General features: G+C 72.3%; 21 protein-coding genes and 1 pseudogene. 10 read left to right on the plus strand and 12 right to left on the minus strand.

From position 1 onward, the window contains the following. Nucleotides 1-36 precede the first annotated feature (36 nt). The 8 genes and pseudogenes from GA0115233_RS20430 to rsmI all read right to left on the minus strand — a co-directional run bounded on the left by GA0115233_RS20430 (nucleotide 37) and on the right by rsmI (nucleotide 10,015). A pseudogene (locus tag GA0115233_RS20430) lies at nucleotides 37-1,848 on the minus strand (PQQ-binding-like beta-propeller repeat protein). A 241-nt stretch (nucleotides 1,849-2,089) separates the two neighbouring features. Then, nucleotides 2,090-3,892, minus strand: a complete 1,803-nt coding sequence (locus tag GA0115233_RS20435; RefSeq protein WP_093721705.1) for an ABC-F family ATP-binding cassette domain-containing protein — start codon at nucleotides 3,890-3,892, stop codon at nucleotides 2,090-2,092. Nucleotides 3,893-4,079: 187 nt separating this feature from the next. Continuing rightward, the gene (locus tag GA0115233_RS20440; RefSeq protein ID WP_093721706.1) at nucleotides 4,080-4,982 is read right to left on the minus strand and encodes a 4-(cytidine 5'-diphospho)-2-C-methyl-D-erythritol kinase; all 903 of its coding nucleotides are present in this window, start codon (nucleotides 4,980-4,982) and stop codon (nucleotides 4,080-4,082) included. Then, the gene (rsmA, locus tag GA0115233_RS20445) at nucleotides 4,979-5,854 is read right to left on the minus strand and encodes a 16S rRNA (adenine(1518)-N(6)/adenine(1519)-N(6))-dimethyltransferase RsmA (RefSeq protein WP_093721707.1); all 876 of its coding nucleotides are present in this window, start codon (nucleotides 5,852-5,854) and stop codon (nucleotides 4,979-4,981) included. The genes GA0115233_RS20440 and rsmA overlap by 4 nt, the downstream gene beginning before the upstream one ends. 353 nt (nucleotides 5,855-6,207) lie before the next feature. Continuing rightward, nucleotides 6,208-7,563: a resuscitation-promoting factor gene (locus tag GA0115233_RS20450; RefSeq protein ID WP_093721708.1), complete on the minus strand. Its 1,356-nt coding sequence runs from the start codon at nucleotides 7,561-7,563 to the stop codon at nucleotides 6,208-6,210. A 125-nt stretch (nucleotides 7,564-7,688) separates the two neighbouring features. Then, a complete protein-coding gene (locus GA0115233_RS20455) occupies nucleotides 7,689-8,567 on the minus strand; it encodes a TatD family hydrolase (RefSeq protein WP_093721709.1) in 879 nt (292 codons plus the stop codon). A gap of 62 nt (nucleotides 8,568-8,629) precedes the next feature. After that, complete coding sequence (locus tag GA0115233_RS20460) at nucleotides 8,630-8,995, minus strand: hypothetical protein (protein WP_093721710.1); 366 nt, start codon at nucleotides 8,993-8,995, stop codon at nucleotides 8,630-8,632. 168 nt (nucleotides 8,996-9,163) lie between these two features. After that, complete coding sequence (gene rsmI, locus GA0115233_RS20465; RefSeq protein WP_093721711.1) at nucleotides 9,164-10,015, minus strand: 16S rRNA (cytidine(1402)-2'-O)-methyltransferase; 852 nt, start codon at nucleotides 10,013-10,015, stop codon at nucleotides 9,164-9,166. 62 nt (nucleotides 10,016-10,077) lie between these two features. Here rsmI and GA0115233_RS20470 point away from each other — a divergent pair, with 62 nt between their 5' ends. The 3 genes from GA0115233_RS20470 to GA0115233_RS20480 all read left to right on the plus strand — a co-directional run bounded on the left by GA0115233_RS20470 (nucleotide 10,078) and on the right by GA0115233_RS20480 (nucleotide 15,494). After that, nucleotides 10,078-11,829, plus strand: coding sequence for a dolichyl-phosphate-mannose--protein mannosyltransferase (locus GA0115233_RS20470; RefSeq protein WP_176711880.1), 1,752 nt, complete (start codon nucleotides 10,078-10,080; stop codon nucleotides 11,827-11,829). A gap of 239 nt (nucleotides 11,830-12,068) precedes the next feature. Beyond that, nucleotides 12,069-13,682, plus strand: coding sequence for a penicillin-binding transpeptidase domain-containing protein (locus GA0115233_RS20475; protein ID WP_093721713.1), 1,614 nt, complete (start codon nucleotides 12,069-12,071; stop codon nucleotides 13,680-13,682). Between the two features lie 147 nt (nucleotides 13,683-13,829). Further along, entirely contained in the window at nucleotides 13,830-15,494 is a 1,665-nt protein-coding gene (locus tag GA0115233_RS20480; protein WP_093721714.1) for a penicillin-binding transpeptidase domain-containing protein, read from the plus strand. Between the two features lie 143 nt (nucleotides 15,495-15,637). On the opposite strand, the gene GA0115233_RS20485 is transcribed toward GA0115233_RS20480, so the two are convergent. Continuing rightward, nucleotides 15,638-15,997 (minus strand): SsgA family sporulation/cell division regulator, encoded by a 360-nt coding sequence (locus tag GA0115233_RS20485; protein WP_093721715.1) that lies wholly within the window; start codon nucleotides 15,995-15,997, stop codon nucleotides 15,638-15,640. A 167-nt stretch (nucleotides 15,998-16,164) separates the two neighbouring features. On the opposite strand from GA0115233_RS20485, the gene GA0115233_RS20490 reads away from it, so the two are divergent. The 6 genes from GA0115233_RS20490 (at nucleotide 16,165) to GA0115233_RS20515 (ending at nucleotide 21,205) form a co-directional block, all read left to right on the plus strand. Beyond that, nucleotides 16,165-17,235, plus strand: coding sequence for an energy-coupling factor ABC transporter permease (locus tag GA0115233_RS20490; protein ID WP_093721716.1), 1,071 nt, complete (start codon nucleotides 16,165-16,167; stop codon nucleotides 17,233-17,235). 1 nt (nucleotide 17,236) lies between these two features. After that, nucleotides 17,237-17,998, plus strand: coding sequence for a cobalt ECF transporter T component CbiQ (cbiQ, locus tag GA0115233_RS20495; protein WP_093721717.1), 762 nt, complete (start codon nucleotides 17,237-17,239; stop codon nucleotides 17,996-17,998). Beyond that, a complete protein-coding gene (locus GA0115233_RS20500) occupies nucleotides 17,986-18,753 on the plus strand; it encodes an energy-coupling factor ABC transporter ATP-binding protein (RefSeq protein ID WP_250747627.1) in 768 nt (255 codons plus the stop codon). Before cbiQ ends, GA0115233_RS20500 begins: the two co-directional genes overlap by 13 nt. Nucleotides 18,754-18,763: 10 nt before the next feature. Continuing rightward, the gene (locus tag GA0115233_RS20505; RefSeq protein WP_093721719.1) at nucleotides 18,764-19,231 is read left to right on the plus strand and encodes a MarR family winged helix-turn-helix transcriptional regulator; all 468 of its coding nucleotides are present in this window, start codon (nucleotides 18,764-18,766) and stop codon (nucleotides 19,229-19,231) included. Nucleotides 19,232-19,535: 304 nt separating this feature from the next. Beyond that, nucleotides 19,536-19,982, plus strand: a complete 447-nt coding sequence (locus GA0115233_RS20510; RefSeq protein ID WP_093721720.1) for an organic hydroperoxide resistance protein — start codon at nucleotides 19,536-19,538, stop codon at nucleotides 19,980-19,982. A 44-nt stretch (nucleotides 19,983-20,026) separates the two neighbouring features. After that, on the plus strand, nucleotides 20,027-21,205 hold the full coding sequence (locus GA0115233_RS20515) for a serine hydrolase domain-containing protein (RefSeq protein ID WP_093721721.1): 1,179 nt from the start codon (nucleotides 20,027-20,029) through the stop codon (nucleotides 21,203-21,205). Nucleotides 21,206-21,319: 114 nt separating this feature from the next. Here GA0115233_RS20515 and GA0115233_RS20520 read toward each other — a convergent pair whose 3' ends face one another. Then, nucleotides 21,320-21,595 carry a DUF1876 domain-containing protein gene (locus GA0115233_RS20520; RefSeq protein WP_093721738.1) on the minus strand — a complete coding sequence of 92 codons (276 nt, stop codon included), beginning with the start codon at nucleotides 21,593-21,595 and terminating at the stop codon, nucleotides 21,320-21,322. Between the two features lie 106 nt (nucleotides 21,596-21,701). Here GA0115233_RS20520 and GA0115233_RS20525 point away from each other — a divergent pair, with 106 nt between their 5' ends. Then, on the plus strand, nucleotides 21,702-22,118 hold the full coding sequence (locus GA0115233_RS20525) for a RidA family protein (protein ID WP_093721722.1): 417 nt from the start codon (nucleotides 21,702-21,704) through the stop codon (nucleotides 22,116-22,118). Nucleotides 22,119-22,128: 10 nt separating this feature from the next. Here GA0115233_RS20525 and GA0115233_RS20530 read toward each other — a convergent pair whose 3' ends face one another. Then, complete coding sequence (locus GA0115233_RS20530; protein ID WP_093721723.1) at nucleotides 22,129-22,974, minus strand: EamA family transporter; 846 nt, start codon at nucleotides 22,972-22,974, stop codon at nucleotides 22,129-22,131. Continuing rightward, the gene (locus tag GA0115233_RS20535; protein WP_093721724.1) at nucleotides 22,971-23,474 is read right to left on the minus strand and encodes a YbaK/EbsC family protein; all 504 of its coding nucleotides are present in this window, start codon (nucleotides 23,472-23,474) and stop codon (nucleotides 22,971-22,973) included. The genes GA0115233_RS20530 and GA0115233_RS20535 overlap by 4 nt, the downstream gene beginning before the upstream one ends. Nucleotides 23,475-23,550 lie beyond the last annotated feature (76 nt).

Genomic DNA, 23,550 nt, shown 5'->3' on the forward strand with positions numbered 1-23,550 from the left:
TCGATGCAGACGGGGCCGGGCAGCGGCTCACTGGGCTCACTTGCCGAAGGCGAGCATCAGCTTCTCCTTCGCCTCGTCGTTGCCGGACAGCCGCGTGGTGGAAAGGTAGAAGCGGCCGTCGACCCAGTCGTAGGTGCCGGAGTAGAAGCCGTCCTCGATGTCCGCGGTGCCCTCCGGGTTCTGCAGGAGCTTGGTGGGCTTGTGGCTGCTGCCCGCGGTCGGGATCGACACGACCTGGCCGCCGGCCTCCCAGGACGGCTTGACGTAGGCGATGAGCTTGTCGCCGTCCATGCGCAGCGGCATCATCGATTCGTCGGCCGGGGACTTCACCCGCCACTTCTCCTTGCCGGTGGCCAGGCTGATCGCGACGATCTCGTTGGCGCCCGTGGTGGCGTCGGTGGGCAGGTAGAGGTTCTTGCCGTCGCTGGCCACGCCCTGGCAGCCCTGCAGGTCGCGCTGGAGGATGGCCCAGCCGCACTCGGGGGCGAACTTCTCGTCCACGTCGACCTGCGAGGCGATGGTGCCGCCGGAGCCGAGCGTGGAGATGTTCCAGGCGTTCTTGTCCTCGTTGGTGCTGTAGACCACGACCGGGTTCATGGAGTAGACGCGGCCGACGCGCCAGCCCTTGTCGGGCTTCCAGGTCCAGTTGACCTTGCCGGTCCTCGGGTCCAGCTCCTGGACCTCGTCGTGCTCGTTGCTGCCGCCCGCGCCACAGGAGGAGACCGCGAGCAGCTTCTCGCCGCCCGCGAAGGCGGCCGGGAAGCAGGCGTCGCCGTACTTCTTCTTGTCCCACAGCTTCTTGCCGCTGGTGACGTCGTACGCCGTGCCGGACTGCGAGCGGCCCACCATCAGCGTCTTGCCGGTGATGGACATCTCGATCTGGAGCGTGGAGTCGAACAGCTCGCCGTCGGCGACCTCGCCGGTCCAGCCCTTCTCGCCGGTGCTCAGGTCCAGTTCCTGGAGCTGGTTGCACTCGGCGCGGTCGCCGGAGCCGCTCATGTAGGCGATGACGACCTTGTCGTCGGCCGTCTTCTGCGGGGTGACCGCGCAGATCTTCTCCGGGAAGGTGATCGGGTCCCAGGTCGGGGTGCCGTCGGCGACGTCGTAGGCGAAGACCTGCTTGTACGCGGCCTTCACCGCCGTCTTGTCGGTGATCCACACGGGGTACGCGTCCGCGCCGGAACCGGGCGCGTCGGGCGCCGACTTGTACCAGAGCACCTTCGCCTCGCCGGCCTTGCGGCCCGCGTTGAGGTCCTCGGGGTCCTCGTCGCCGCTGCCGCTGCCGTCGCCCGGGTTGACCGGGTCCTCGGAGGGCTTGGCGTCGTCGGTCTTCTGCGCGACCGGCTTCTTCTTCTTTCCGCCGTCGTCGTCACCGCGGGTCACCGCGAACACGGTGCCGCCGATGACCAGCAGCGCCGCCACGGCGGCACCGATGACGACCGCGGGCTTGCCCTTGAACGGGTTGCGGGAGCCGCCGGGCGGCGGGGTGGGGGCACCGGGGTACTGCGGCTGCTGCGGGTAGCCGTAACCGGGCTGGGGTGTACGGGGCCGGGCTGCTGCGGCTGGCCGTACGGGCCGGGGGCCGGAGTGCCGTAGGGGCCCCGGCTGGTTGTACGGGCCCGGCTGCTGCGGGGCGCCGTAGGGGCCGGGCGCCGGGGTGGGCGGCTGCTGCGGGTAGCCGTAGCCCGGCTGCGGGGCGGTCGGCGGGGTCGGGGGTGCCTGGGGCGGCTGCGGGGCCTGGCCCGGCGGCTGCTGCGGTGGCTGCGGTGCGCCGAACCCTCCCTGCGGCGGCGGGTCCTGCGGCGCGCCGAAACCTCCGTTCGGCGGCTGGCTGGGCGGCTGGCTCATCAGCGGTTTCCCCCTTGGTGACCGATGTGGCGCCGCGCTCGGTGGCGCTGCGTTTCCGCCACACCCGATTGTTCTCAGACGGTTCTCAGACGGCTCTTTCTATCACTCGGCACCGACAACACAGCGGGCCGGTCAACCCCTGTTCCCAAGGGACGACCGGCCCGTGATACCGCCGTTACGCGTCTTCACCCGCCCTTCACGCCCGCACACGGCACCTTTGCGAGCGGGGCGGGCCGGAGTACTACGCGTCCTCGGCCAGTTCCAGCCAGCGCAGTTCCAGCTCCTCCCGCTGGCCGGCCAACTCGCGCAGCTCGGCGTCGAGTTCCGCCACCTTCGCGAAGTCGGTGGCGTTTTCGGCGATTTGGGCGTGGAGCTTGGTCTCCCGCTCGGAGACCTTGTCGAGCTGCCGTTCGATCCGCTGGAGCTCCTTCTTGGCGGCGCGCTGGTCGGCGGCGCTCTTCTCGGGCGCGGCCTTCTCCACCACGGGGGACGCGGCGGCGGCCGCCTCCTCCATCCGGTGGCGGCGCTCCAGGTACTCGTCGATCCCGCGCGGGAGCATCCGCAGGGTGGCGTCGCCCAGGAGGGCGAAGACACGGTCCGTGGTCCGCTCGACGAAGAACCGGTCGTGGGAGATCACGATCATCGAGCCGGGCCAGCCGTCGAGGAGGTCCTCCAACTGGGTGAGGGTCTCGATGTCGAGGTCGTTGGTGGGCTCGTCGAGGAAGAGGACGTTCGGCTCGTCCATCAGCAGCCGCAGCAACTGCAGGCGGCGGCGCTCACCGCCGGAGAGGTCGCCGACCGGCGTCCACTGCTTCTCCTTGTTGAAGCCGAACGTCTCGCACAGCTGACCGGCCGTCATCTCGCGGCCCTTGCCGAGGTCGACGCGCTCGCGCACCTGCTGCACGGCCTCCAGCACCCGCCACGTGGGGTCGAGTTCGGCGACCTCCTGGGAGAGGTAGGCGAGCTTCACGGTCCTGCCCACCGCGATCCGCCCGCCCGCGGGCTGGGTCTCGCCCTCGCTGCGGGCGGCCTCCGCCATGGCCCGCAGCAGCGAGGTCTTGCCCGCGCCGTTGACCCCGACCAGGCCGATGCGGTCACCGGGGCCGAGCTGCCAGGTGACGTGCTTGAGCAGCACCTTGGGGCCCGCCTGGACGGTCACGTCCTCCAGGTCGAACACGGTCTTGCCGAGCCGGGAGGAGGCGAACTTCATCAGCTCGCTGCTGTCCCGGGGCGGCGGCACGTCCTTGATCAGCTCGTTGGCGGCCTCCACCCGGAAGCGCGGCTTGCTCGTCCGCGCGGGGGCGCCCCGGCGCAGCCAGGCCAGCTCCTTGCGGACCAGGTTCTGCCGCTTGGCCTCCTCGGTGGCGGCGATCCGCTCCCGTTCGGCCCGCGCGAAGACGTAGTCGGAGTAGCCGCCCTCGTACTCGTAGACGGCGCCGCGCTGCACGTCCCACATGCGCGTGCAGACCTGGTCGAGGAACCAGCGGTCGTGGGTCACGCACACCAGCGCCGAGCGCCGCTCGCGCAGGTGCTGGGCGAGCCAGGCGATGCCCTCGACGTCGAGGTGGTTGGTGGGCTCGTCGAGGACGATCAGGTCCTGTTCCTCGATGAGCAGCTTGGCGAGCGCGATCCGGCGCCGCTCACCGCCGGAGAGCGGCCCGATGACGGTGTCCAGGCCCTGCGGGAAGCCCGGCAGGTCCAGCCCGCCGAAGAGCCCGGTCAGCACGTCCCGGATCTTGGCGTTGCCCGCCCACTCGTGGTCGGCCATGTCCCGGATGACCTCGTGCCGCACGGTGGCGGCGGAGTCGAGCGAGTCGTGCTGGGTGAGCACGCCGATGCGCAGCCCGCCGGAGTGCGTGACCCGGCCGGTGTCCGCCTCCTCCAGCTTGGCCAGCATCCGGATCAGGGTGGTCTTGCCGTCGCCGTTGCGCCCGACGACCCCGATCCGGTCCCCCTCCGAGACGCCGAGCGACACACCGTCGAGCAGGGCACGGGTGCCGTACACCTTGCTGACGTTCTCGACATTGACCAGATTGACGGCCATTTCTCTCCTGCGTACGGGGGACGGTCAGCCTTCTAGCGTAGGGCCTGCGGGGGTGGGGGCGGGGAGCGGTCTTGGGGACGGCCTCGGAGGGACGGCCTCGGAGGAGGGTTCGGAGGCGCCTCAGGGGAGGGCTTCAGAAGCTCTTCAGAGCCTCAGGGAGGGCTTCAGAAGCTCTTCAGAGGTGCCGTCAGAGCACCGTCGCCCCCGCCACCGGCCCCGACGCCGTCCGTACCGACCTGCAGGTGCCCGAGGTGCGCAGTGTCTCGGCGACCTTCCGCGCCGACTCCGCGTCCCGGACGAGGAAGGCGGTGGTCGGGCCCGAGCCCGAGACCAGGGTCGCGAGGGCGCCCGCGGCGCGGCCCGCCGCGAGGGTGTCGGCGAGTTCGGGGAAGAGGGAGAGCGCGGCGGGCTGGAGGTCGTTGGAGACGGCCGCGGCGAGCGCGTCCGCGTCGCCCTTGGCGAGCGCCGTCAGCAGGTCCGGGGAGGCCACCGGCTCCGGGACGTCCCGGCCCTCGGCGAGCCGGTCGAACTCACGGAACACCGCCGGGGTCGACAGCCCGCGCGAGGCCATCGCGAACACCCAGTGGAAGGTCCCGCCGGTCTCCAGCGTGCGCAGCTTCTCACCCCGCCCGGTGCCGAGCGCGGCCCCGCCGACCAGGCTGAAGGGCACGTCACTGCCCAGCTCCGCGCAGATGTCGAGCAGTTCGTCGCGGGACGCGCGCGTGCCCCACAGCGCGTCGCAGGCGAGCAGGGCGCCCGCGCCGTCCGCGCTGCCGCCCGCCATACCGCCCGCGACGGGGATGTCCTTGGCGATGTGGACGTGCACGTCGGGGCTGATGCCGTGGCGCGCGGCGAGCGCCTCGGCCGCCCGGACGGCGAGGTTGGTGCCGTCCAGCGGGACCTGCGCGGCGTCGGGGCCCTCGCAGGTCACGCGCGGTCCGCTGCCGGGCTGCCGCGCGGTGACGGTGACCTCGTCGTACAGGCCGACCGCGAGGAAGACGTTGGCCAGGTCGTGGAAGCCGTCGGGGCGCGCGGCGCCCACCGCGAGCTGGACGTTGACCTTGGCGGGGACGCGTACGGTGACGCTCACTGGTGACCGGACTCCTTGTGCTCGGCGATGCGCGCGAACTCCTCCACCGTCAGCGACTCCCCGCGCGCCTGCGGCGAGACCCCGGCCGCGACCAGCGCCGCCTCCGCCGCGGGCGCGGAACCGGCCCATCCGGCGAGCGCGGCCCTGAGCGTCTTGCGCCGCTGCGCGAACGCGGCGTCCACGACGGCGAACACCTCCTTCTTGGAGGCGGTGGTCTTCAGCGGCTCTGACCTGCGGACCAGGGAGACCAGCCCGCTGTCGACGTTCGGGGCCGGCCAGAAGACGTTGCGGCCGATGGCTCCGGCCCGCTTGACCTCGGCGTACCAGTTCGCCTTCACCGAGGGCACGCCGTACACCTTCGAACCGGGCGCCGCGGCCAGCCGGTCGGCGACCTCGGCCTGCACCATGACGAGGGTGCGCTCGATGCTCGGGAAGGTGTCGAGCATGTGCAGCAGCACGGGGACGGCGACGTTGTACGGCAGGTTCGCCACCAGCGCGGTCGGGGCGGGGCCGGGCAGCTCGGTGACGTGCATGGCGTCGGAGTGGACCAGCGCGAACCGGTCGGCGCGCCCGGGCATCCGGGCGGCGACGGTGGCGGGCAGCGCGCCCGCGAGGACGTCGTCGATCTCGACTGCGGTGACCCGGTCGGCCACCTCCAGCAGCGCCAGCGTGAGCGAGCCGAGCCCGGGGCCGACCTCCACGACCACGTCGTCGGGCCGCACGTCCGCGGTACGGACGATACGGCGCACGGTGTTCGCGTCGATCACGAAGTTCTGGCCGCGCTGCTTGGTGGGCCGTACGCCGAGGACTTCCGCGAGCTCACGGATGTCGGCGGGGCCCAGGAGGGCGTCGGGGGCGGGGCTGCTGCTCACGGGACAAGGGTACGGGCCGGGGAAAGGGCGTCCGTCCTGCGCGGGGGTGGCGGGGTAGGGGCGGGTGTGGGGGGGCGTGCGAGGTGGCGTGCGCCGCGTGGTGCGTACCACGCGCCGCGTGCCGCGTGCCGCGTGCCGCGTGCCGCGGGAGGGGAGCGGCGCGTGCGCGGCGTGGTGCGCGTCGCGTGCCGCGTGCCGCGGGAGGGGAGCAGCGCCCGTGTGGCGCGGGGTGCGCTCTGCGTGACGGGAGGGGGCGCGAGGTGCATCACGCGCGCCCGGCGCTCACACCCGCACCGCACTCCCCGCGCGCACCCGCTGCCGCGCGCCCCGCGCACACATCACGCGCCCCGCGCTCACCCCTGCAAACGCGCCCCGCAGTGCGGCCAGGGGCTCGCGCCGCGCTGCACATACAGCTTCTTCGCGCGGAGCGTCTGCTCGGACGCCGGCGCGTCCTGGGGGCGGCCGCTGCCGCCGAGGCTGCGCCAGGTGCCGGTGTCGAACTGGTACAGGCCGCCGTACGTCCCCGAGGGGTCCACCGCGTCGGCCCGCCCGCCCGACTCGCAGGTCGCGAGCGCCTGCCAGTTCAGGTGGTCAGCGCCGCGCACGGAGGTCGGCATGGGCTTGGTGCCGACCCGTACCACCTGGGTGCGCGGTTCGCGCACCAGCTCGGTCCTGATCCGGCGCGGCTTCTGCCGCACACCGTTGACCGTGCGCAGGGAGTAGGTGATCCGGCGCAGGCCCGGATGTCCGGCGCGCTCGACGACCTCGGTCCCGCGGAACAGCGAGGGGTCCTCGGTGCGCCGGACGTCGAAGGGGATCTCCTCCTCGCGGACCTCCTGGGTGCCGGTGATCCGCAGCACGGTCACCGTCTGCCCGTCGCGCGGGAAGCTGTCGAGCGGGACGGCGGTGGTGTCCTCGCCGCGCAGGGTGATCCCGGCCTCCTCGACGGCCTGCCGTACGGTCGCGGCGTTGGTGCGCACGGTGCGGGCGCGCCCGTCCGCCATGACGGTCACGGAGCGCTCGGTGCGCACGTTCAGCGCGAGCCCGGCGCGCCCGATCTTCAGGGAGCGCGCGACAGAGATGTACGCCCCCTCCGCGCGCACGCCCCACTGGCGCAGCGCCTCCTCCACGGTGCGCGCCGTCGTCCACACCTCGTGGCGCTCGCCGTCGAGCATGAGCCGTACCGGGCGCCCGTACCGCACCTCGATCTCGTCCCCGCTGCTCAGCTCGGCGCCGGGGGCGGGCGCGACCACGTCGTGCGCCCCCACCCGCACGCCCTCCTCGGCGAGCAGCTCACCGACGTCGTCGGCGAAGGTGTGCAGGGTGCGCGGCTTGCCGTCGATGCTGAGCTCGATCGCCTTGTCCTTGGCGACGAAGGCGGTGGTGCCGCCCGCGAGGAAGGCGACGACCAGCGCCTGCGGCAGCAGACGGCGCACGGAGCCGTCCGCGCTCCCGGCGTACCGCGACTTCCTGCGGCGCGCACCCCGACGCCCCGCTCCGGCGCGCGCAACAGGAGCGAGCACCCCCTCCTCCGGCGCGCTCCAGCCGCCCGCGTCGTACGCCCCCTCCTCGTACGCCGGGCGGTACGTGTCCACGTACACCTGCCCGTACGCCAGCGTCTCCGCGCTGTGCAGATCCGCGGGGGGCGCGTCGTAGCCGCCGTACGCCGGTGGCGCTGTGTACGTGCCGTACTGCGAGTTGCTGCTCACGTGGCCACGCTCCAGAGGGCCAGAGGGTCCCGATCGGGCCCCCAGAACCTAGCGGAGCGAGCGTCACTCTCCAAAGCGACGCGACTACACACCGTCGCGAGCGGCGCGCGTTCGACGGAACGCGCTCAGTACCCGAACGCGCGCGCCGTGTTCGCGCCCAGCGCCGTCGCCAGCGCGTCCTCGTCGATCCCGCGCACGGCGGCCATCGCGCGCACCGTGACCGGGATCAGGTACGGCGCGTTGGGCCGTCCGCGGTACGGCGCGGGCGTCAGGAAGGGCGCGTCGGTCTCCACCAGGAGCAACTCCAGCGGGGCGACGGCCACGGCGTCCCGCAGGTCCTGGGCGTTCTTGAAGGTGACGTTGCCGGCGAAGGACATGAAGTACCCCGCGCGGGCGCAGATCTCCGCCATCTCGGCGTCACCGGAGTAGCAGTGGAAGACGGTGCGCTCCGGCGCGCCCTCCTCCTTCAGCACCCGCAGCACGTCCGCGTGGGCGTCCCGGTCGTGGATGACCAGCGCCTTGCCGTGCCGCTTGGCGATCTCGATGTGGGCCCGGAAGGAGCGGTCCTGTGCCTCCTTGCCGCCCTCGCCGGTGCGGAAGTAGTCCAGGCCGGTCTCTCCGACGGCCTTCACATGCGGCAGCGCGGCCAGCCGGTCGATCTCGGCGAGCGCCGCGTCGAGCCCCGCGTCCCCGAGCGGCTCCCGCGCCCCCTGCCGGGACCAGCCGTCGGGGTCGCCGTGCACGATCCGCGGGGCCTCGTTGGGGTGCAGGGCGACGGCGGCGTGGACGTTGTCGTGCGCCGCCGCCGTGTCCGCCGCCCACTGCGAGCCGCGCACGTCGCAGCCGACCTGCACGACCGTCGTCACACCGACCGACGCGGCCTTGGCGAGCCCCTCCTCCACCGTGCCGGACTGCATGTCGAGGTGGGTGTGGGAGTCGGCGACGGGCACCCGCAGGGGATCCGGGAGCGGCGGCGCGGCGTTCTTGTCGGTGGCGGAAGACATGCCGTCGATCCTACGGAAACGGCAGGCCGGGACCGTACCCGGTAAAGGGCCCCCGGGGCTCCTCAGCGCGCCCCGCGCTGGAAGGGATGCAGCAGGTCGGACAGATGCCAGTGGTGCCGCTCCCCGGCGGCTCCCCCGTCCTCGTGTCCGTACGCGGCGTCGCGCACCGCCGACACCCGCCCCGCGCGCATGATCCGTACGAGATGCGCGTCGCAGTTCTGGCACGTGGGCCGGCGCAGCGGGGACGGCACGACCCGGCCGTCGGACACGTACAGCACGAACTCCTGCCCCTCGGCGTCCGTGTGGTGCTCTATCTCGTAGGACTGCTCCCAGCCGTGCCCGCAGCGCATGCAGGCGAAGGAGTACGACTCGTGGACGACGGGTGTGGTCGCGGTGCGCAGACGGGTCCGCCCTGCGGTGTCGCTCATACCGGCTCCAGATGATCCGCTGGTGGGGCGGATTGCGCCCCTGTGGCCAGTGGACTCCTCGGCGGAGCCGAAAGCACGCGAACTGTGCACTGTTGGCCGCGACTTGGGCGTTCCTTGCCGAAGCGCCCGTACCGCTTTACCGCGGCATGGCGAGGGGCGCCGCGGACATCACTTGGTCTTTGCCGCCACCACGGCGTCGAACACGACCCGCTTGGGCAGCCCCGCCTCCACCGCCACCGCGGCGATCGCCTCCTTGCGGCGCTCCCCCGCCTCCTCACGGACCCGCACCCGCCGCACCAGCTCCTCCGGGCCGATCTCCTCGGGCCCCTTGTCCGGCGCGCCCTCCACGACGACCGTGATCTCCCCGCGCACGCCCTCGGCGGCCCAGGCGGCCAGCTCGCCGAGCGTGCCGCGCCTGACCTCCTCGTAGGTCTTGGTCAGCTCCCGGCACACCGCGGCCCGCCGCTCCTCGCCGAAGACGGAGGCCATCGCGGCCAGGGTGTCGTCGAGGCGGTGCGGGGCCTCGAAGTAGACCATCGTGCGCCGCTCCTCGGCGACCTCGCGCAGCCGGGTGAGCCGTTCGCCCGCCTTGCGCGGCAGGAACCCCTCGAAGCAGAACCGGTCCACGGGCAGCCCGGACAGCGCGAGCGCGGTGAGCACGGCGGACGGGCCGGGAACGGCCGTGATCGGCACGTCCCGTTCGACGGCGGCGGCGACCAGCCGGTAGCCGGGGTCGGAGACGGAGGGCATCCCGGCGTCGGTGACGAGCAGCACACGCGCACCGCCGAGCAGTTCCTCGACGAGTTCGGGGGTGCGGGCCGACTCGTTGCCCTCGAAGTACGACACCACGCGCCCCTTGGGAGTGACGCCCAGCGCCTGGGTCAGCCGACGCAGCCGCCGGGTGTCCTCGGCGGCGACGACATCGGCGCCGGCGAGCTCCTCGGCGAGCCGGGGCGGGGCGTCGGCGATCTCCCCGATGGGGGTGCCGGCGAGGACCAGGGTTCCGGGCGTTACTGTCACGTTTCCATCCTCGCAGGCGCCATGCGCGGGATTCCCACAGACGGGTTCCCTACGATGGCGCGGTGACCAGTACAGCGTCGTCCATGGACACCACGGACACCCGGCAGGGCCAGACGCCGCAGGACCAGCGGCCCTCGTGGCAGCAGCGGCTGCGGCGATTCGGATACACGGCGGGGCCGAAGAGCGATGTCCGCGACCGCCTGGTACCGCCGTACGCGCAGCCCGGACCGAGACTGTGGAAGGTGCTTGGCCTGCCGCCGACCCTCACCGACCGGCTGCTGCGCTGGTCCGGCTGGGGCGGACCGCTGCTGGTCACGCTGTTCGCGGGCATCCTGCGGTTCTGGAACCTGGGCAGCCCGAAGGCGGTGATATTCGACGAGACGTACTACGCCAAGGACGCCTGGGCGCTCGTCCACCGCGGCTTCGAGGTCAACTGGGACAAGAACGCCAACAACGCGGTGCTGGACCTGGCCGACAAGGTCGCCATCCCGACGGACGCCGCGTACGTCGTCCATCCGCCGGTCGGCAAGTACGTCATCGGGCTGGGCGAGCTGATGTTCGGGTTCGACCCGTTCGGCTGGCGGTTCATGACCGCGCTGCTCGGCACGCTGTCGGTGCTGATGCTCTGCCGGATCGGCCGCCGGATCTTCCGCTCCACCTTCCTCGGGTGCCTCGCGGGCGCGCTGATGGCGGTGGACGGACTGCACTTCGTGATGAGCCGCACCGCGCTGCTCGACGGGGTGCTGATGTTCTTCGTGCTGGCCGCGTTCGGCTGTCTGGTGGTCGACCGCGACAAGGCGCGCGAACGGCTCGCCGCGGCCCTCCCCACGGACGACGCGGGCCGGGTCCTCCCGCACGCGCCCACCGCCGACACCCTGGGCCTGGGCTGGCGGCCCTGGCGCTGGGCGGCCGGTGTGATGCTGGGCCTGGCCATCGGCACCAAGTGGAACGGCCTGTACTTCCTGGTCGCGTTCGGCCTGCTCACGGTCCTGTGGGACGTCGGCACCCGCAAGGTGGCCGGCGCGGGCCGCCCCTACGCCGCGGTCGTCCGGCACGACCTGGGCCTGGCCTTCCTGGCCACGGTGCCCGTCGCGATCGTCACCTACCTGGCGTCCTGGACCGGCTGGATCATGTCCGCCACGGACGGTTCCGGCGGCTACTACCGCAACTGGGCCGTGAAGGACGGCAGGAACAGCGACTGGTCCTGGCTGTTCCCCGACTGGTGGCGCAGCCTGTGGCACTACGAGACGCAGGTCTACGAGTTCCACGTCGGCCTGTCCTCGCCGCACACCTACGAGTCCAACCCGTGGAGCTGGATCATCACCGGCCGCCCGGTGTCCTACTTCTACGAGTCCCCGGCCCCCGGCAAGGACGGCTGCCCCGTCGACGCCGGCGAGAAGTGCGCCCGCGAGGTCCTGGCCATCGGCACCCCGCTGCTGTGGTGGGTCGCCGCCTTCGCGGTGCTGTACGTCCTGTGGCGCTGGTTCTTCCGCCGCGACTGGCGCGCGGGCGCCATCGCCTGCGGCATCGCGGCCGGCTACCTGCCCTGGTTCCTCTACCAGGAACGCACGATCTTCTTCTTCTACGCCGTCGTCTTCCTGCCCTTCCTCTGCCTCGCGGTGGCCATGCTCCTCGGCGCGATCATCGGCCCCCCGAACTCCACGGAGACCCGCCGCGTGGCGGGCGCCACCGGTGCGGGCGTCTTGGTCCTGCTGATCGCGTGGAACTTCATCTACTTCTGGCCCATCTACACCGGCACCGCCATCCCGATCGACGACTGGCGGGCGCGGATGTGGCTGGATACGTGGGTCTAGCCCGGCAGGCGACCGGCGACCGCCCGTCATGAGACGTACCCCGCTCCGAGCAGGAGCCAGGCGGGCGCGGTCGCCGGTCAGGCGCCCCGAGCTTGCCAGCACCCGGGGCGCGGTGATCGTATCCGCCCGCCCGCGCGTTCGAGGATGCGCACCAGACAACGATCGGGAAACTCCCGGCCCGTGTGTCACACCCTCCCCGTACAGTGCAAGGCATACGGGGAAACGGGGAGGGCTGCCCAATGGGCAAGGGGGTCAAGGCCGCAGTCATCGGCGGGGTGTTCGCCGTGATGGTGGGCGGTGCCGGGTACGGCGCCTACAACATCGTGTCCGCGGTCAGCGGTGACGGGACGCCGGAGGTGCGGACCGGGCCGCCGACCGAGGACGAGGTCGAGGAGACGTCGCAGAAGTTCTTCACGGCCTGGGAGAAGGGGCAGGCGACGCAGGCCGCGTCGTACACCGACTTCGCGCAGGAGGCCGAGCCGCTGCTCACCGCGTACGGCGAGGCCGCGCACATCGAGGACGTGCGGATCACTCCCCGCCCCGCGAACGGCGGCGTCGTGCGCTTCTCCGTCAAGGCGAAGGTGTCCTACGACGGGACCACCAAGCCGCTCGCCTACGACAGCGAACTGAAGGTCGTGCGCGGCAAGTCCTCCGGGCGGGCACTGGTCGACTGGGACCCGTCCGTCGTCCATCCGCAGCTGAAGAAGAACGACACCCTGGTCACCGAGGAGTCCGCGAGCCCGCCCATCGAGGCCGTGGACCGCGACGGGCAGGTGCTCACGAAGAAGGAGTACCCCTCCCTCGGCCTGGTCATCGACACCCTGCGCCAGCGCTACGGCAGTAAGGCGGGCGGCACTCCCGGTGTCGAGCTGGTGATCAGACACGCGGCTGAGGAGGTCGCCGACACCCCGCTGCTCACGATCGCCGAGGGCGAGCCCGGCAAGCTGCGCACCACGCTGAGCGCGCGCGTACAGGCGGCGGCCGAGAAGGCCGTGAAGAACTACCCGGAGTCGTCCGTCGTCGCGCTCAAGCCGAGCACCGGCGAGGTGCTGGCGCTGGCCAACCATCGCGAGGACGCCTTCAACGCCGCCTTCGAGGGCAAGGTGGCCCCCGGTTCGACGATGAAGATCGTCACGACGGCCATGCTGATCGACAACGGCGTGGCCTCCATGAACAGCCCGGCGCCCTGCCCCGACACCGCCACCTGGCAGAGCCAGACCTTCAAGAACCTGCCCGGTCTGCAGCCCAACGAGAACGCCACCCTCGCCAACACCTTCATGCGCTCCTGCAACACCGGATTCATCAAGCTCATCGACGAGGAGCCGCTGACCGACGCCTCACTGACGGCGGAGGCCGAGGAGCGGTTCGGGCTCGGGCGGGACAACTGGCAGACCGGTATCTCCTCCTTCGACGGCAGCGTGCCCGCCTCCGGCGGACCGGACCGCGCGGCCAACGCCATCGGACAGGGTCAGGTCCAGATGAGCCCGCTGAACATGGCCTCCGTCACGGCGACCGCGATCACCGGGGCGTTCCGGCAGCCGTATCTCGTCTCCCCCGACCTGGACGACCGTCAACTGGCCACCGCCAAGGGCCTGCCGGCCGGCACCTCGGCCCAGCTCAAGCAGATGATGCGGCTCACCGCGACGCAGGGCACCGCCAGTGCGGTGATGCGGGGGCTCGGCGGGGACATAGGCGCCAAGACCGGTTCCGCCGAGGTGGACGGTCAGGCCGCCAACAGCTGGTTCACCGGCTTCCGCAACGATGTCGCCGCGGCGGCCATGAGCGTGTCCGGCGGGCGCGGCGGCGAGGCGGCGGGGCCGATCGTGCGGGCCGTGCTGGCGGCGGGGGGCTGAGCGGGGGCCGTGTCCGGCCGGGGGCTGAGCGGGGGGCCGTAGCCCGGCTGGGGGTGCTGAAGCTCACCCGCCGGGGACGGGACTCTAGGGTGGTGCCGTCGTCGGGCCGGTCGGCAACCCCGGGCAAACGCGGAGGATCGAAGGACAGTGGGCAAGAGAAGGCGCGTCGCCGAGCGACGGAGGACCAGACCCGCCGTGCTGGCCGGCGGGGCGATCGCCGTGGTCGCCGTGGGCGCCGGCGTCGGCGGGTACGCGCTGTTCGGCGGCGGTGCCGCGGCCGAGGACCGCACCCAAGCCGCGGCCGAGCAGAAGCCGAAGGTCAAGACCGGCCCGCTGTCCGCGAAGGAGGTCGCCACCGCCTCCCGTACCTTCCTCACCGCCTGGCAGAAGGGCAAGGTCACCGAGGCCGCCGAGGCCACCGACGACGCCGAGGCCGCCCGGAAGCTCCTCACCGGCTACACCAAGGACGCCCGCATCAAGGACGTCACCCTCACCCCGGGCACCCCGAAGGGCGCCGGGGTCCCCTTCTCCGTCAAGGGCACGGTGACGCACGGAAAGATCAGCAAGCCACTGGCGTACGACAGCGCGCTGACGGTCGTACGGCGCGAGTCCGACGGCGAACCGGTCGTCGCGTGGAAGCCGTCCGTCGTGCACCCCGACCTCAAGGACGGCGACACCCTGGTCACCGGCGAGGCCGGGACCCCGCCCGTCAAGGCCCTCGACCGGGACGGCGGCGAGCTGACGACCGACAAGTACGCCTCGCTCGGCTCGATCCTGGACAGCCTGCGCGAGAAGTACGGCAAGAAGGCCGGCGGCAAGGCGGGCATCGAACTGCGCGTGGACCGCGCCAAGGGCTCGAAGTCGGCGGACAAGACGCTGCTGGAGCTCAGCAAGGGCACCCCCGGCACCGTGAAGACCACCCTCGACCCCGAACTCCAGGCCGCCGCCGAGGCACAGGTCGCGCGGAAGCCGCGCTCGTCCGTGGTGGTGCTGCGCGCCTCCACCGGTGAGATCCTCGCCGCGGCGAACGCCTCCAAGGGCTTCAACACCGCTTTCCAGGGCTCCCTCGCGCCGGGCTCCACCATGAAGGTCGTCACCTCCTCGCTGCTCATCGAGAAGGGGCTGGCCTCGGCGAACAAGCCGCACCCGTGCCCGAAGTACTTCACGCACGGCGGCTGGAAGTTCCAGAACGACGACAAGTTCCAGATCAAGGGCGGCACCTTCAAGGCGAGCTTCGCCCGCTCCTGCAACACCGCCTTCATCAGCCAGGCCCCGGAACTGGACGACGACAGCCTCACCAAGCAGGCCCAGGAGGTCTTCGGGCTCGGCCTGAACAACTGGTCCGTGGGCGTGTCGACCTTCGACGGCTCCGTACCCGTGCAGTCGAAGGCGCAGATGGCGGCCGAGCTGATCGGCCAGGGCGGGGTGCGGATGAACCCGCTGAACATGGCGTCGGTCTCGGCGACGGTGAAGTCGGGCGTCTTCCACCAGCCCTACCTGGTCTCGCCCGAGGTGGACGGCAGGCAGCTGGCGAAGGCCGCGCGCACGATGTCCGCGGACACGCTGTCCCAGCTCCGCGAGCTGATGAGCTACACGGCCGCCTACGGCACGGCCGCCGAGGCGATGGCCGGGGTCGGCGGCGATGTCGGCGCGAAGACCGGCTCGGCGGAGGTGGACAACCAGAAGAAGCCGAACGGCTGGTTCACCGCGTACCGGGGCGACCTGGCCGCGGCGGGCGTGGTCCAGGCGGCCGGACACGGCGGTGAGACGGCGGGGCCGATCGTGGCGGCCCTGCTGAAGCTGGGCGGCTGAGCCTTACGGGCTCTGTGCTGCACGGGCTCGGCGGGAGGCCGAGCTCAGTGGTGCACGGGCCTGGCGGGAAGCCGGGCTCTGTGCTGCACGGGCCGGGCGGGAAGCCGGGCTCAGTGGTGCACGGGCCGGGCGGGAAGCCGGGCTCAGTGGTGCACGGGCTCGGCGGCCGCGATGTACGTGCGTCGCAGGAACCGCAGCAGCGCCTTGCTCTCGAACTGCACGACGGAGACGCCCTGCGCCGAGTGGAACTCGACCACCGCCTGGACGCGGCCGCACGGCCACACCCGTATCTCGCCGCTGCCGGCCGGGGCGCGCAGCCCCTGCTCCAGCAGGGACCGGTCGCAGGTCCACTCGTGCGCCCCGGGCAGCCCGAACCGCACCGCGCGCGGGTCGAGATCGGGGTCGTAGCGCAGGACTACGGGGACGGCGTCGCTTTCTTCCTGTAGTCGGACGTCGGTGTCGGTGACGATGTGGGCGCGTGCGTACTGCTCGACTACGGACATCGGACGGCCCCTTCACACTGAGCGACCTATGCGAAAGCTAAGAATCCGCTTTCTCTCCAATGTCGCACATTTTCAGCGGCGCGCCCCTGGAGCCGGAGACTGTGCGCCGGTTGTTTTCTGCCACACGCTCTTGCAAGTAGTTCGCAACAAGCCACTATCATCGAACGGTGCATGTGCCTGACGGATTCATAGACGCCCCGACCTCGGTCGCGACCGGAGCGGTCGCCGCCGCAGCGGTCGCCGTGAGCCTGCGCGGCGCACGCCGTGAGCTCGACGAACGCACCGCCCCGCTGGCCGGCCTGGTGGCCGCCTTCATCTTCGCGGTGCAGATGCTGAACTTCCCCGTCGCCGCCGGCACCAGCGGCCATCTGCTCGGCGGCGCCCTCGCCGCGATCCTCGTCGGCCCCTACACAGGTGTGCTGTGCGTGTCCGTGGTCCTGCTCATGCAGGGCATCCTCTTCGCGGACGGCGGCCTGACCGCGCTCGGTGTGAACATCACCAACATGGCGGTCGTGACCACGGTCGTCGCCTACGCCCTCTTCCGCCCGCTGGTGAAGCTGCTGCCGCGCACCCGGCGGTCGGTGACCATCGCCTCTTTCGTCGCCGCGCTGGTCTCGGTACCGGCCTCCGCGCTGGTCTTCACGCTGATGTACGCCGTCGGCGGCACCACCGACGTCTCGATCGGCAAGGTCGCGGGCGCCATGGTCGGCGTGCACCTGCTCATCGGGATCGGAGAGGCGGCGATCACGGCGCTCACGGTGGGCGCGGTCATCGCCGTGCGCCCTGATCTCGTGTACGGCGCGCGCGGCCTGCGTCAGCGCCTGCAACTGCGGGTGAACGGCGCGCTGGTGGACGCTCCGGCGCCCGATGAGGCGCGTGACGGAGCGCGCACGGCGCCCGTCGCGGCGCGCACGTCCCGCCGCGCGCTGTGGATCTCGGGCCTGGTCACCTCGCTCGTCCTCGCGGGCTTCGTCAGCTTCTACGCCTCGGCGAACCCCGACGGCCTGGAGAAGGTCGCCGCCGACCACGGCATCGACAAGAAGGCCGAGGAACACGACTACGCCGACTCCCCGTTGGCGGACTACGGGGTGAAGGACGTGGACGACGCCCGCCTGTCCGGGGGGCTGGCGGGCGTCATCGGCGTCGGTGTCACGGTCGCCGCGGGCACGGGCGTGTTCTGGGCGGTGCGCAGGCGCCGTTCGGCGGACGACGTCTCCCCGGTGAGCACGAGCGTCTGACATGGGCGCCGGGCACGCGCACAGGCTCTACCGGCACGGGCACTCCCCCGTGCACGGTCTGCCGCCGCACACCAAGCTGGCCGCCACGTTCGCGTTCGTGGTGGTCGTGGTCTCCACCCCGCGCGAGGCGATGTGGGCGTTCGGCCTGTACGCCGCCCTGCTCGCGGGAGTGGCGTACCACGCGCGCGTGCCCGCCGGTTTCCTGCTCAAACGGCTGCTGATCGAGGTGCCGTTCGTCGCCTTCGCGGTGCTCATGCCCTTCGTGGCGGAGGGCGAGCGCGTCGAGGTCCTCGGCATGTCGCTGAGCGTCAGCGGTCTGTGGGGCGCCTGGAACGTCCTCGCCAAGGGCACCCTGGGCGTGGCCGCCTCGGTGCTCCTGGCGGCCACCACCGAACTGCGCGAACTCCTGCTGGGTCTGGAGCGCCTGAAGCTCCCGCCGCTGCTGGTCCAGATCGCCTCCTTCATGATCCGGTACGGCGACGTCATCACCGACGAGATGCGGCGCATGCGCATCGCCCGGGAGTCGCGCGGCTTCGAGGCGCGGGGCGTACGGCACTGGGGGGTGCTCGCGAAGTCGGCGGGCGCCCTGTTCATCCGCTCCTACGAACGCGGCGAGCGCGTCCACCTGGCCATGGTCAGCCGCGGGTACACCGGTGCCATGCCGGTCATCGACGAGGTGACCGCGTCCCGCGCGCAGTGGGCGCACGCCTTCACCCTCCCCTTGGCCGCCCTCGTCGTATGTCTGCTGGGATGGACGCTGTGACTGCTTCTCTGGAGGTCTCCGGCCTCGCCTTCGCCTACCCCGACGGCCACCAGGCCCTGTTCGGCGTCGACTTCAGCATCGAGCGCGGCGAACGGGTCGCGCTGCTCGGCCCGAACGGCGCCGGCAAGACCACCCTCGTGCTGCACCTCAACGGCATCCTGACCGGCGGCACCGGCACGGTGAAGGTCGCGGGGCTGCCGGTGGGGCGCGCGCACATGGCCGAGATCCGGCGCAAGGTCGGCATCGTCTTCCAGGACCCCGACGACCAGCTCTTCATGCCGACGGTCCGCGAGGACGTGGCCTTCGGGCCCGCGGCGGCCGGGCTGAAGGGGGCCGCGCTGGAGGAGCGGGTGGACCTGGCGCTGGAGCAGGTCGGCATGGCCGAGTTCAAGGAACGGCCGCCGCACCACCTGTCGTTCGGGCAGCGCCGCCGGGTGGCGGTGGCGACGGTGCTGGCGATGGAGCCGGAGATCCTCGTCCTGGACGAGCCCTCCTCCAACCTCGACCCCGCCTCGCGCCGCGAACTGGCCGACATCCTGCGCTCGCTGGACGTCACCGTCCTGATGGTCACCCACGACCTGCCCTACGCCCTGGAACTGTGCCCGCGCGCGCTGATCCTGAGCGAGGGAGTGATCGCCGCGGACGGCGGGACCGGGGAACTGCTCGCCGACGAGGAGCTGATGCGCGCGCACCGGCTGGAGCTGCCCTTCGGTTTCGATCCGCGTTCCGTCCCGGTGCCCGGCGCCCGTCCGTGACAATGGGCGGGTGACGAGCCACCAAGACAGCGCCGCCGGGTCCCTGCTGCTGGACGAGCAGCTGTGCTTCGCGCTGTACGCGGCCCAGCGCGCGGTCACGGCCGCGTACCGGCCGCTGCTCGACGACCTCGGGCTCACGTATCCGCAGTACCTGGTGCTGCTGGTGCTGTGGGAGCGGGGCGAGACGACGGTGAAGGAGCTGGCGGGGGCGCTGCGGCTGGACTACGGCACGGTGTCGCCCTTGCTCAAGCGGCTGGAGAGCGCGGGGCTTGTGCGCCGGGAGCGCGCGGCGGGCGACGAGCGCTCGGTGCTCGTGGCGTGCACGGGGCGCGCGGAGGAACTCCGGGAGCGCGCGGCGCGCGTACCGGGCGCGCTGCTCGCGGCGACGGAGCTCGACGGGCCGGAGGTCGCGCGGTTGCGCGAGGAGTTGTGGCGGCTGGCGGACAAGGCGCAGTCGGCGGCGGACCGCGCGCGGTGAGCGACGCGCGCTGAGGAGTGCGCGCAGGGGCGCGCGCCGAGCCGCGTGGCGCGCCGAGCCGCGTGCGTCGATCTTTGCGCGCGAGAGTCGCGTGGGCCCGACCGGCGCCCGCGGCAGTCGCGCGCACCGCCTTTCGCGCCGGGCCTCGCACGCCGGGCGCCCGGCGGCCCCTACACGCCCGCGCTCACCCCCTCACCCCGGCGTTACCCCCGGTTCCCACCCCCCTGCCCGCACCTCCACCACCTACCGGCCAGTACCTTGTGCACGATGTAATTACGCACACTCTTTCCGGGAGGCGACGGCCTTGACCGAGGGCACCGCTGTCGACACCCGTCCCACCAAGATCATGTACGTCGCCGAGGCCACCGCGCACGGCGGCAGGGACGGCTACGTCACCAGTCAGGACGGCCACCTGGAACTGCGCGTGGCGATGCCTCCGCAGCTCGGCGGTGACGGGAACGGCACCAACCCCGAGCAGCTGTTCGCCGCCGGATTCAGCGCCTGCTTCCACAACGCGCTGGTCCTGGTCGGACGCCGCGCCGGTTACGACCTGTCCGGCTCCACCGTCGCCGCGAAGGTCGGCATCGGCCCCAACAAGCAGCGCGGTTACGGGCTCGCGGTCGCCCTCAACGTCTCCCTGCCGGTGCTGGACCCGGACGTCGCGACGAAGCTGGTGGACGCCGCCCACGAGGTCTGCCCCTACTCCAACGCGACCCGCGGGAACATCGACGTGTCCGTCCTGCTTGGGTGAGAGGGAGACAGCTTCACCTGAGCAGGGCACGAAGGAGTACGGACGTGGACGTGAACGGCGCAGTGGCCGAGGGCTTCGAGCCGGTCGGAGAGGCGTTCGCGCGGAACTTCGCCACGCTCGGGGAGCGGGGCGCGGCGGTCGCCGTCTACCGGGACGGGCGGAAGGTCGTCGACCTGTGGGCCGGTGCCAAGGACGTCGACGGCACCGACCCCTGGCAGCGGGGGACGGCGCAGGTCGTGCGCTCGGCGACCAAGGGCGTCGCCGCCGCCGTACTCCTGCTGCTGCATCAGCGCGGGCAGCTGGACCTGGACGCGCCGGTGGGTGAGTACTGGCCGGAGTTCAAGGCGCGGGGCAAGGAGCGGGTGACGGTCCGGCAGGTGCTCAACCACCGGGCCGGGCTGCCGGTGCTCGACCGGCCGCTCACGCCGCAGGAGGCGCTCGATCCGGCGCGGGGGCCCGAGGCGGTGGCCGCGCAGGCGCCCGCGTGGGAGCCGGGGAGCGCGCACGGCTATCACGCGCTGACCTACGGCTGGATGCTCGACGAGATCGTGCGCCGGATCACGGGGCAGAGCGCGGGCGAGTGGATCGCGGCCGAGATCGCCGGGCCGCTCGGCGCCGACTTCTGGCTCGGACTCCCGGCCGCCGAGGAGAGCGCGGGGCGTGCGGGGCGCGTCGGCGACATCGAGGGGCCCGAACCGCCGGCCGGGGCGGTCCTGCGCGCCCGCCCCAAGCGCTCGGTCACCGCCGCCTACACCGACCCTGACTCCCTCACCCGCCGCGCCTTCGCCGCGATCACTCCCTTCCCGGAGCAGAACGAACCGGCGTACCGGGCGTCCGCGCTGCCCGCCACCAACGGCATAGCCACCGCCGACGGACTCGCCCGTATATACGCGGCGCTCATCGGCGAGGTCGACGGGGTGCGCCTGTTCGACGAGGCCACGGCGAAGCTCGCCCGCGCGGAGGAGTCCGCAGGACCGGACCGCGTCCTGGTGGTGAACACCCGCTTCGGCCTCGGGTTCATGCTGCACGGCAGCGCGTCCCCGTTCCTGTCCCCCGACTCCTTCGGCCACCCCGGCCGCGGCGGCTCCCTCGGTTTCGCCGACCCGGCCTCCGGCATCGCGTTCGGCTATGTCACGAACGGCTTCCGCAAGACGGTGACCGCTGACCCGCGCGCCCAGGCGCTGGTCCGTGCGGTGCGCGAGTCGCTCACCAAGGGCGCGTAAGAGCACACGCACGCGGGGCGCGCACACCTTCGCGCACGCCCCGCGCACCCGGAACACGCCCGGCGCTCGACAGCCATCAAGCGCCCCGCGCCCCTCAGTGCACCCCCTCACACCTCACACATGAATCGGATGCGACGTCCGCCCGGAAACCGCGTCGATCTCCCCGTGCGCCTTCGTCAGAAGCTGCATGGCGAGTTCGTTCAGCGCCCGCGCACCCGCTATCTCCTCACCGACCCGCGGCTGATTCTCATCGGTCTGGTGGCGGCTGGCATGCCCCTGGGCCCGTACTTCCGTGCCGTCGGGCAGTCGCACCATCGCCGCCGCGCGCGTGTGCCGCTCGTCCTCACTGAACTCCATGTCGACGTGCCAGCCGACTGTGGTGTGCATCATGACGATCACCTCCGGAACACCTGATTCCAGGGTGCTCCTCCAGCCACCTTCCGCACCACCGCAGCCGCACGGAATGCGCGCCCGGCGCCCGGGTGTTGAGTGGATCATGACGTCCGACGAGCGCACGATCACCAACCCGTCCACGCTCCACGACCCGACCTCCTTCGGCTACAGCCACGCCGTCTCCGCACCCGGCGAGATCGTCCACATCGCCGGCCAGTACGCCTCCGACGCCTCCGGCGCGCCGGTCCCCGGCGACTTCGCCACCCAGGTGGAGCTCGCCTTCGACCGTCTGCGCTCGGCGCTGGAGGCCGTGGGCCTCGGCTTCGAGCACGTGGTGCGGCTCGGCACATTCATCGTCGACCACGACCCCTCGAAGCTGGAGGTGCTCGGCAAGGCGCTCGCCGCCCGCTTCGGCGACCGCCTCCCCGCCCAGACCCTGAGCGGAGTCGCCGCCCTGGCCCTGCCCGGGATGCTCTTCGAGGTCGACGCGGTCGCCGTACGCCCGGCGCACCGGACCTGACCGGCGGCGCCTACCCGGCCCGCAGCATCAACCCGATCCCCGCCACCACCAGCGCCGCGGCCACGATCCGCGGCGCTCCGAACCGCTCCTTGAAGAACACCGCGCCGATGGCCGCACCCACGATGATCGAGGACTCCCGGAGCGCGGCGATCGGCGCCAGCGCGGCCCGGGTCTGGGCCCACAGGACCAGGGCGTACGCGGCCACCGACAGGGCGGCGCCGAGCAGGCCGAGCGCGGCGTGGGGCCGTAGCACCGCGACCGCGCCGGAGCGCCAGCGCCAAGCCGCGTACGCGGGGATGACCGCGCCCTGCACCGCCATCAGCCAGGCGATGTAGCCGAGGGAGGTGCCCGAGGCGCGTACGCCGAGGCCGTCGACGACCGTGTAGGCGGCGATGGTCAGGCCCGTCGCGACCGCGGCGCCGATGGCCGCCCAGTTCGGCCGCCGCCCGCGCAGCCCCCACAGCGCGACCCCGGTCAGTCCCGCGCAGGAGACGGCGACGCCGGTGGCCGCCCAGCCGTCGGGTACCTCGTGGGCGAAGACCGCCGCCAGCACCGTGACGACCAGGGGCGCGGTACCGCGCGCGATGGGGTACGCCTGGCCGAAGTCGCCGAGCCGGAAGGACCTCATCAGCAGGGCGTAGTAGGCCATGTGGATCGCCGCGGAGCACAACAGGTACGGCCACGCCCCCGCGGCCGGGAACGCCGTGAACGGCGCCGCCGCCAGCCCGATCAGCATCCCCCCGCCGGAGATCAGGGTGAACCCGACGAGCTTGTCGGGGATGTGGTGGGCGAGGGCGTTCCAGCCCGCGTGCGTGACCGCGGCGAGCAGTACCGCCGTGGCGACCAGGGGTGTCACGCGGTGCGCTCGCGCACGTCCACCAAGGTGCCGCCGGCGTGGGCGACCAGGGACTTGGGCTCCATGGGGAAGACGGTGTACGGCGTGCCGGCCGCCGCCCAGACGACGTCGTGGTCGAGCAGCGAGCGGTCGGCGAGGACCCGGGTCCGGGTGCGGTGCCCGAAGGGCGGTACGCCGCCGATGGCGTAGCCGGTGGTCTCCCGTACGACGTCCGCCTTGGCCCGGGTGACCTTCTCGGCGCCGAGTTCGCGGCGCACCCGTTCCACGTCGACGCGGGAGGCGCCGTCCATGAGCACGAGGACGGGCTCGCCGTCGGCGGCGAAGATCAGGGACTTGCAGATCTGGCTCAGCTCGCACCCGATCGCGGCGGCGGCCTCCTCGGCGGTCCGGGTGGCCTCCGGGAAGCGCCGGACCTGCGCGAGGACTGATCCGAGCCCCAGCTCGTCCAGAGCCGCGGCAAACCTGGGGTGGGCCTCGGTGGAGGCATCGGCAGACGTCATGCGGGCACGCTAGCGGTACGTGTACCGGGCACGCGACCGCATTGCGCCCGCGCCGAACGGCCGTACGGAACAAGCA

Origin of the sequence: Streptomyces sp. DI166, assembly GCF_900091315.1 — a bacterium.
In the GTDB taxonomy this organism is placed as follows: domain Bacteria; phylum Actinomycetota; class Actinomycetes; order Streptomycetales; family Streptomycetaceae; genus Streptomyces; species Streptomyces fuscus.

Bases quoted from the DNA above. Each gene is read 5' to 3' on its own strand.
- GA0115233_RS20435 (WP_093721705.1), bottom strand. From the start codon at position 3,892: ATGGCCGTCAATCTGGTCAATGTCGAGAACGTCAGCAAGGTGTACGGC.
- GA0115233_RS20455 (WP_093721709.1), bottom strand. From the start codon at position 8,567: ATGTCTTCCGCCACCGACAAGAACGCCGCGCCGCCGCTCCCGGATCCC.
- GA0115233_RS20460 (WP_093721710.1), bottom strand. From the start codon at position 8,995: ATGAGCGACACCGCAGGGCGGACCCGTCTGCGCACCGCGACCACACCC.
- GA0115233_RS20475 (WP_093721713.1), top strand. From the start codon at position 12,069: ATGGGCAAGGGGGTCAAGGCCGCAGTCATCGGCGGGGTGTTCGCCGTG.
- GA0115233_RS20485 (WP_093721715.1), bottom strand. From the start codon at position 15,997: ATGTCCGTAGTCGAGCAGTACGCACGCGCCCACATCGTCACCGACACC.
- cbiQ (WP_093721717.1), top strand. From the start codon at position 17,237: ATGGGCGCCGGGCACGCGCACAGGCTCTACCGGCACGGGCACTCCCCC.
- GA0115233_RS20500 (WP_250747627.1), top strand. From the start codon at position 17,986: ATGGACGCTGTGACTGCTTCTCTGGAGGTCTCCGGCCTCGCCTTCGCC.
- GA0115233_RS20520 (WP_093721738.1), bottom strand. From the start codon at position 21,595: ATGATGCACACCACAGTCGGCTGGCACGTCGACATGGAGTTCAGTGAG.
- GA0115233_RS20525 (WP_093721722.1), top strand. From the start codon at position 21,702: ATGACGTCCGACGAGCGCACGATCACCAACCCGTCCACGCTCCACGAC.
- GA0115233_RS20535 (WP_093721724.1), bottom strand. From the start codon at position 23,474: ATGACGTCTGCCGATGCCTCCACCGAGGCCCACCCCAGGTTTGCCGCG.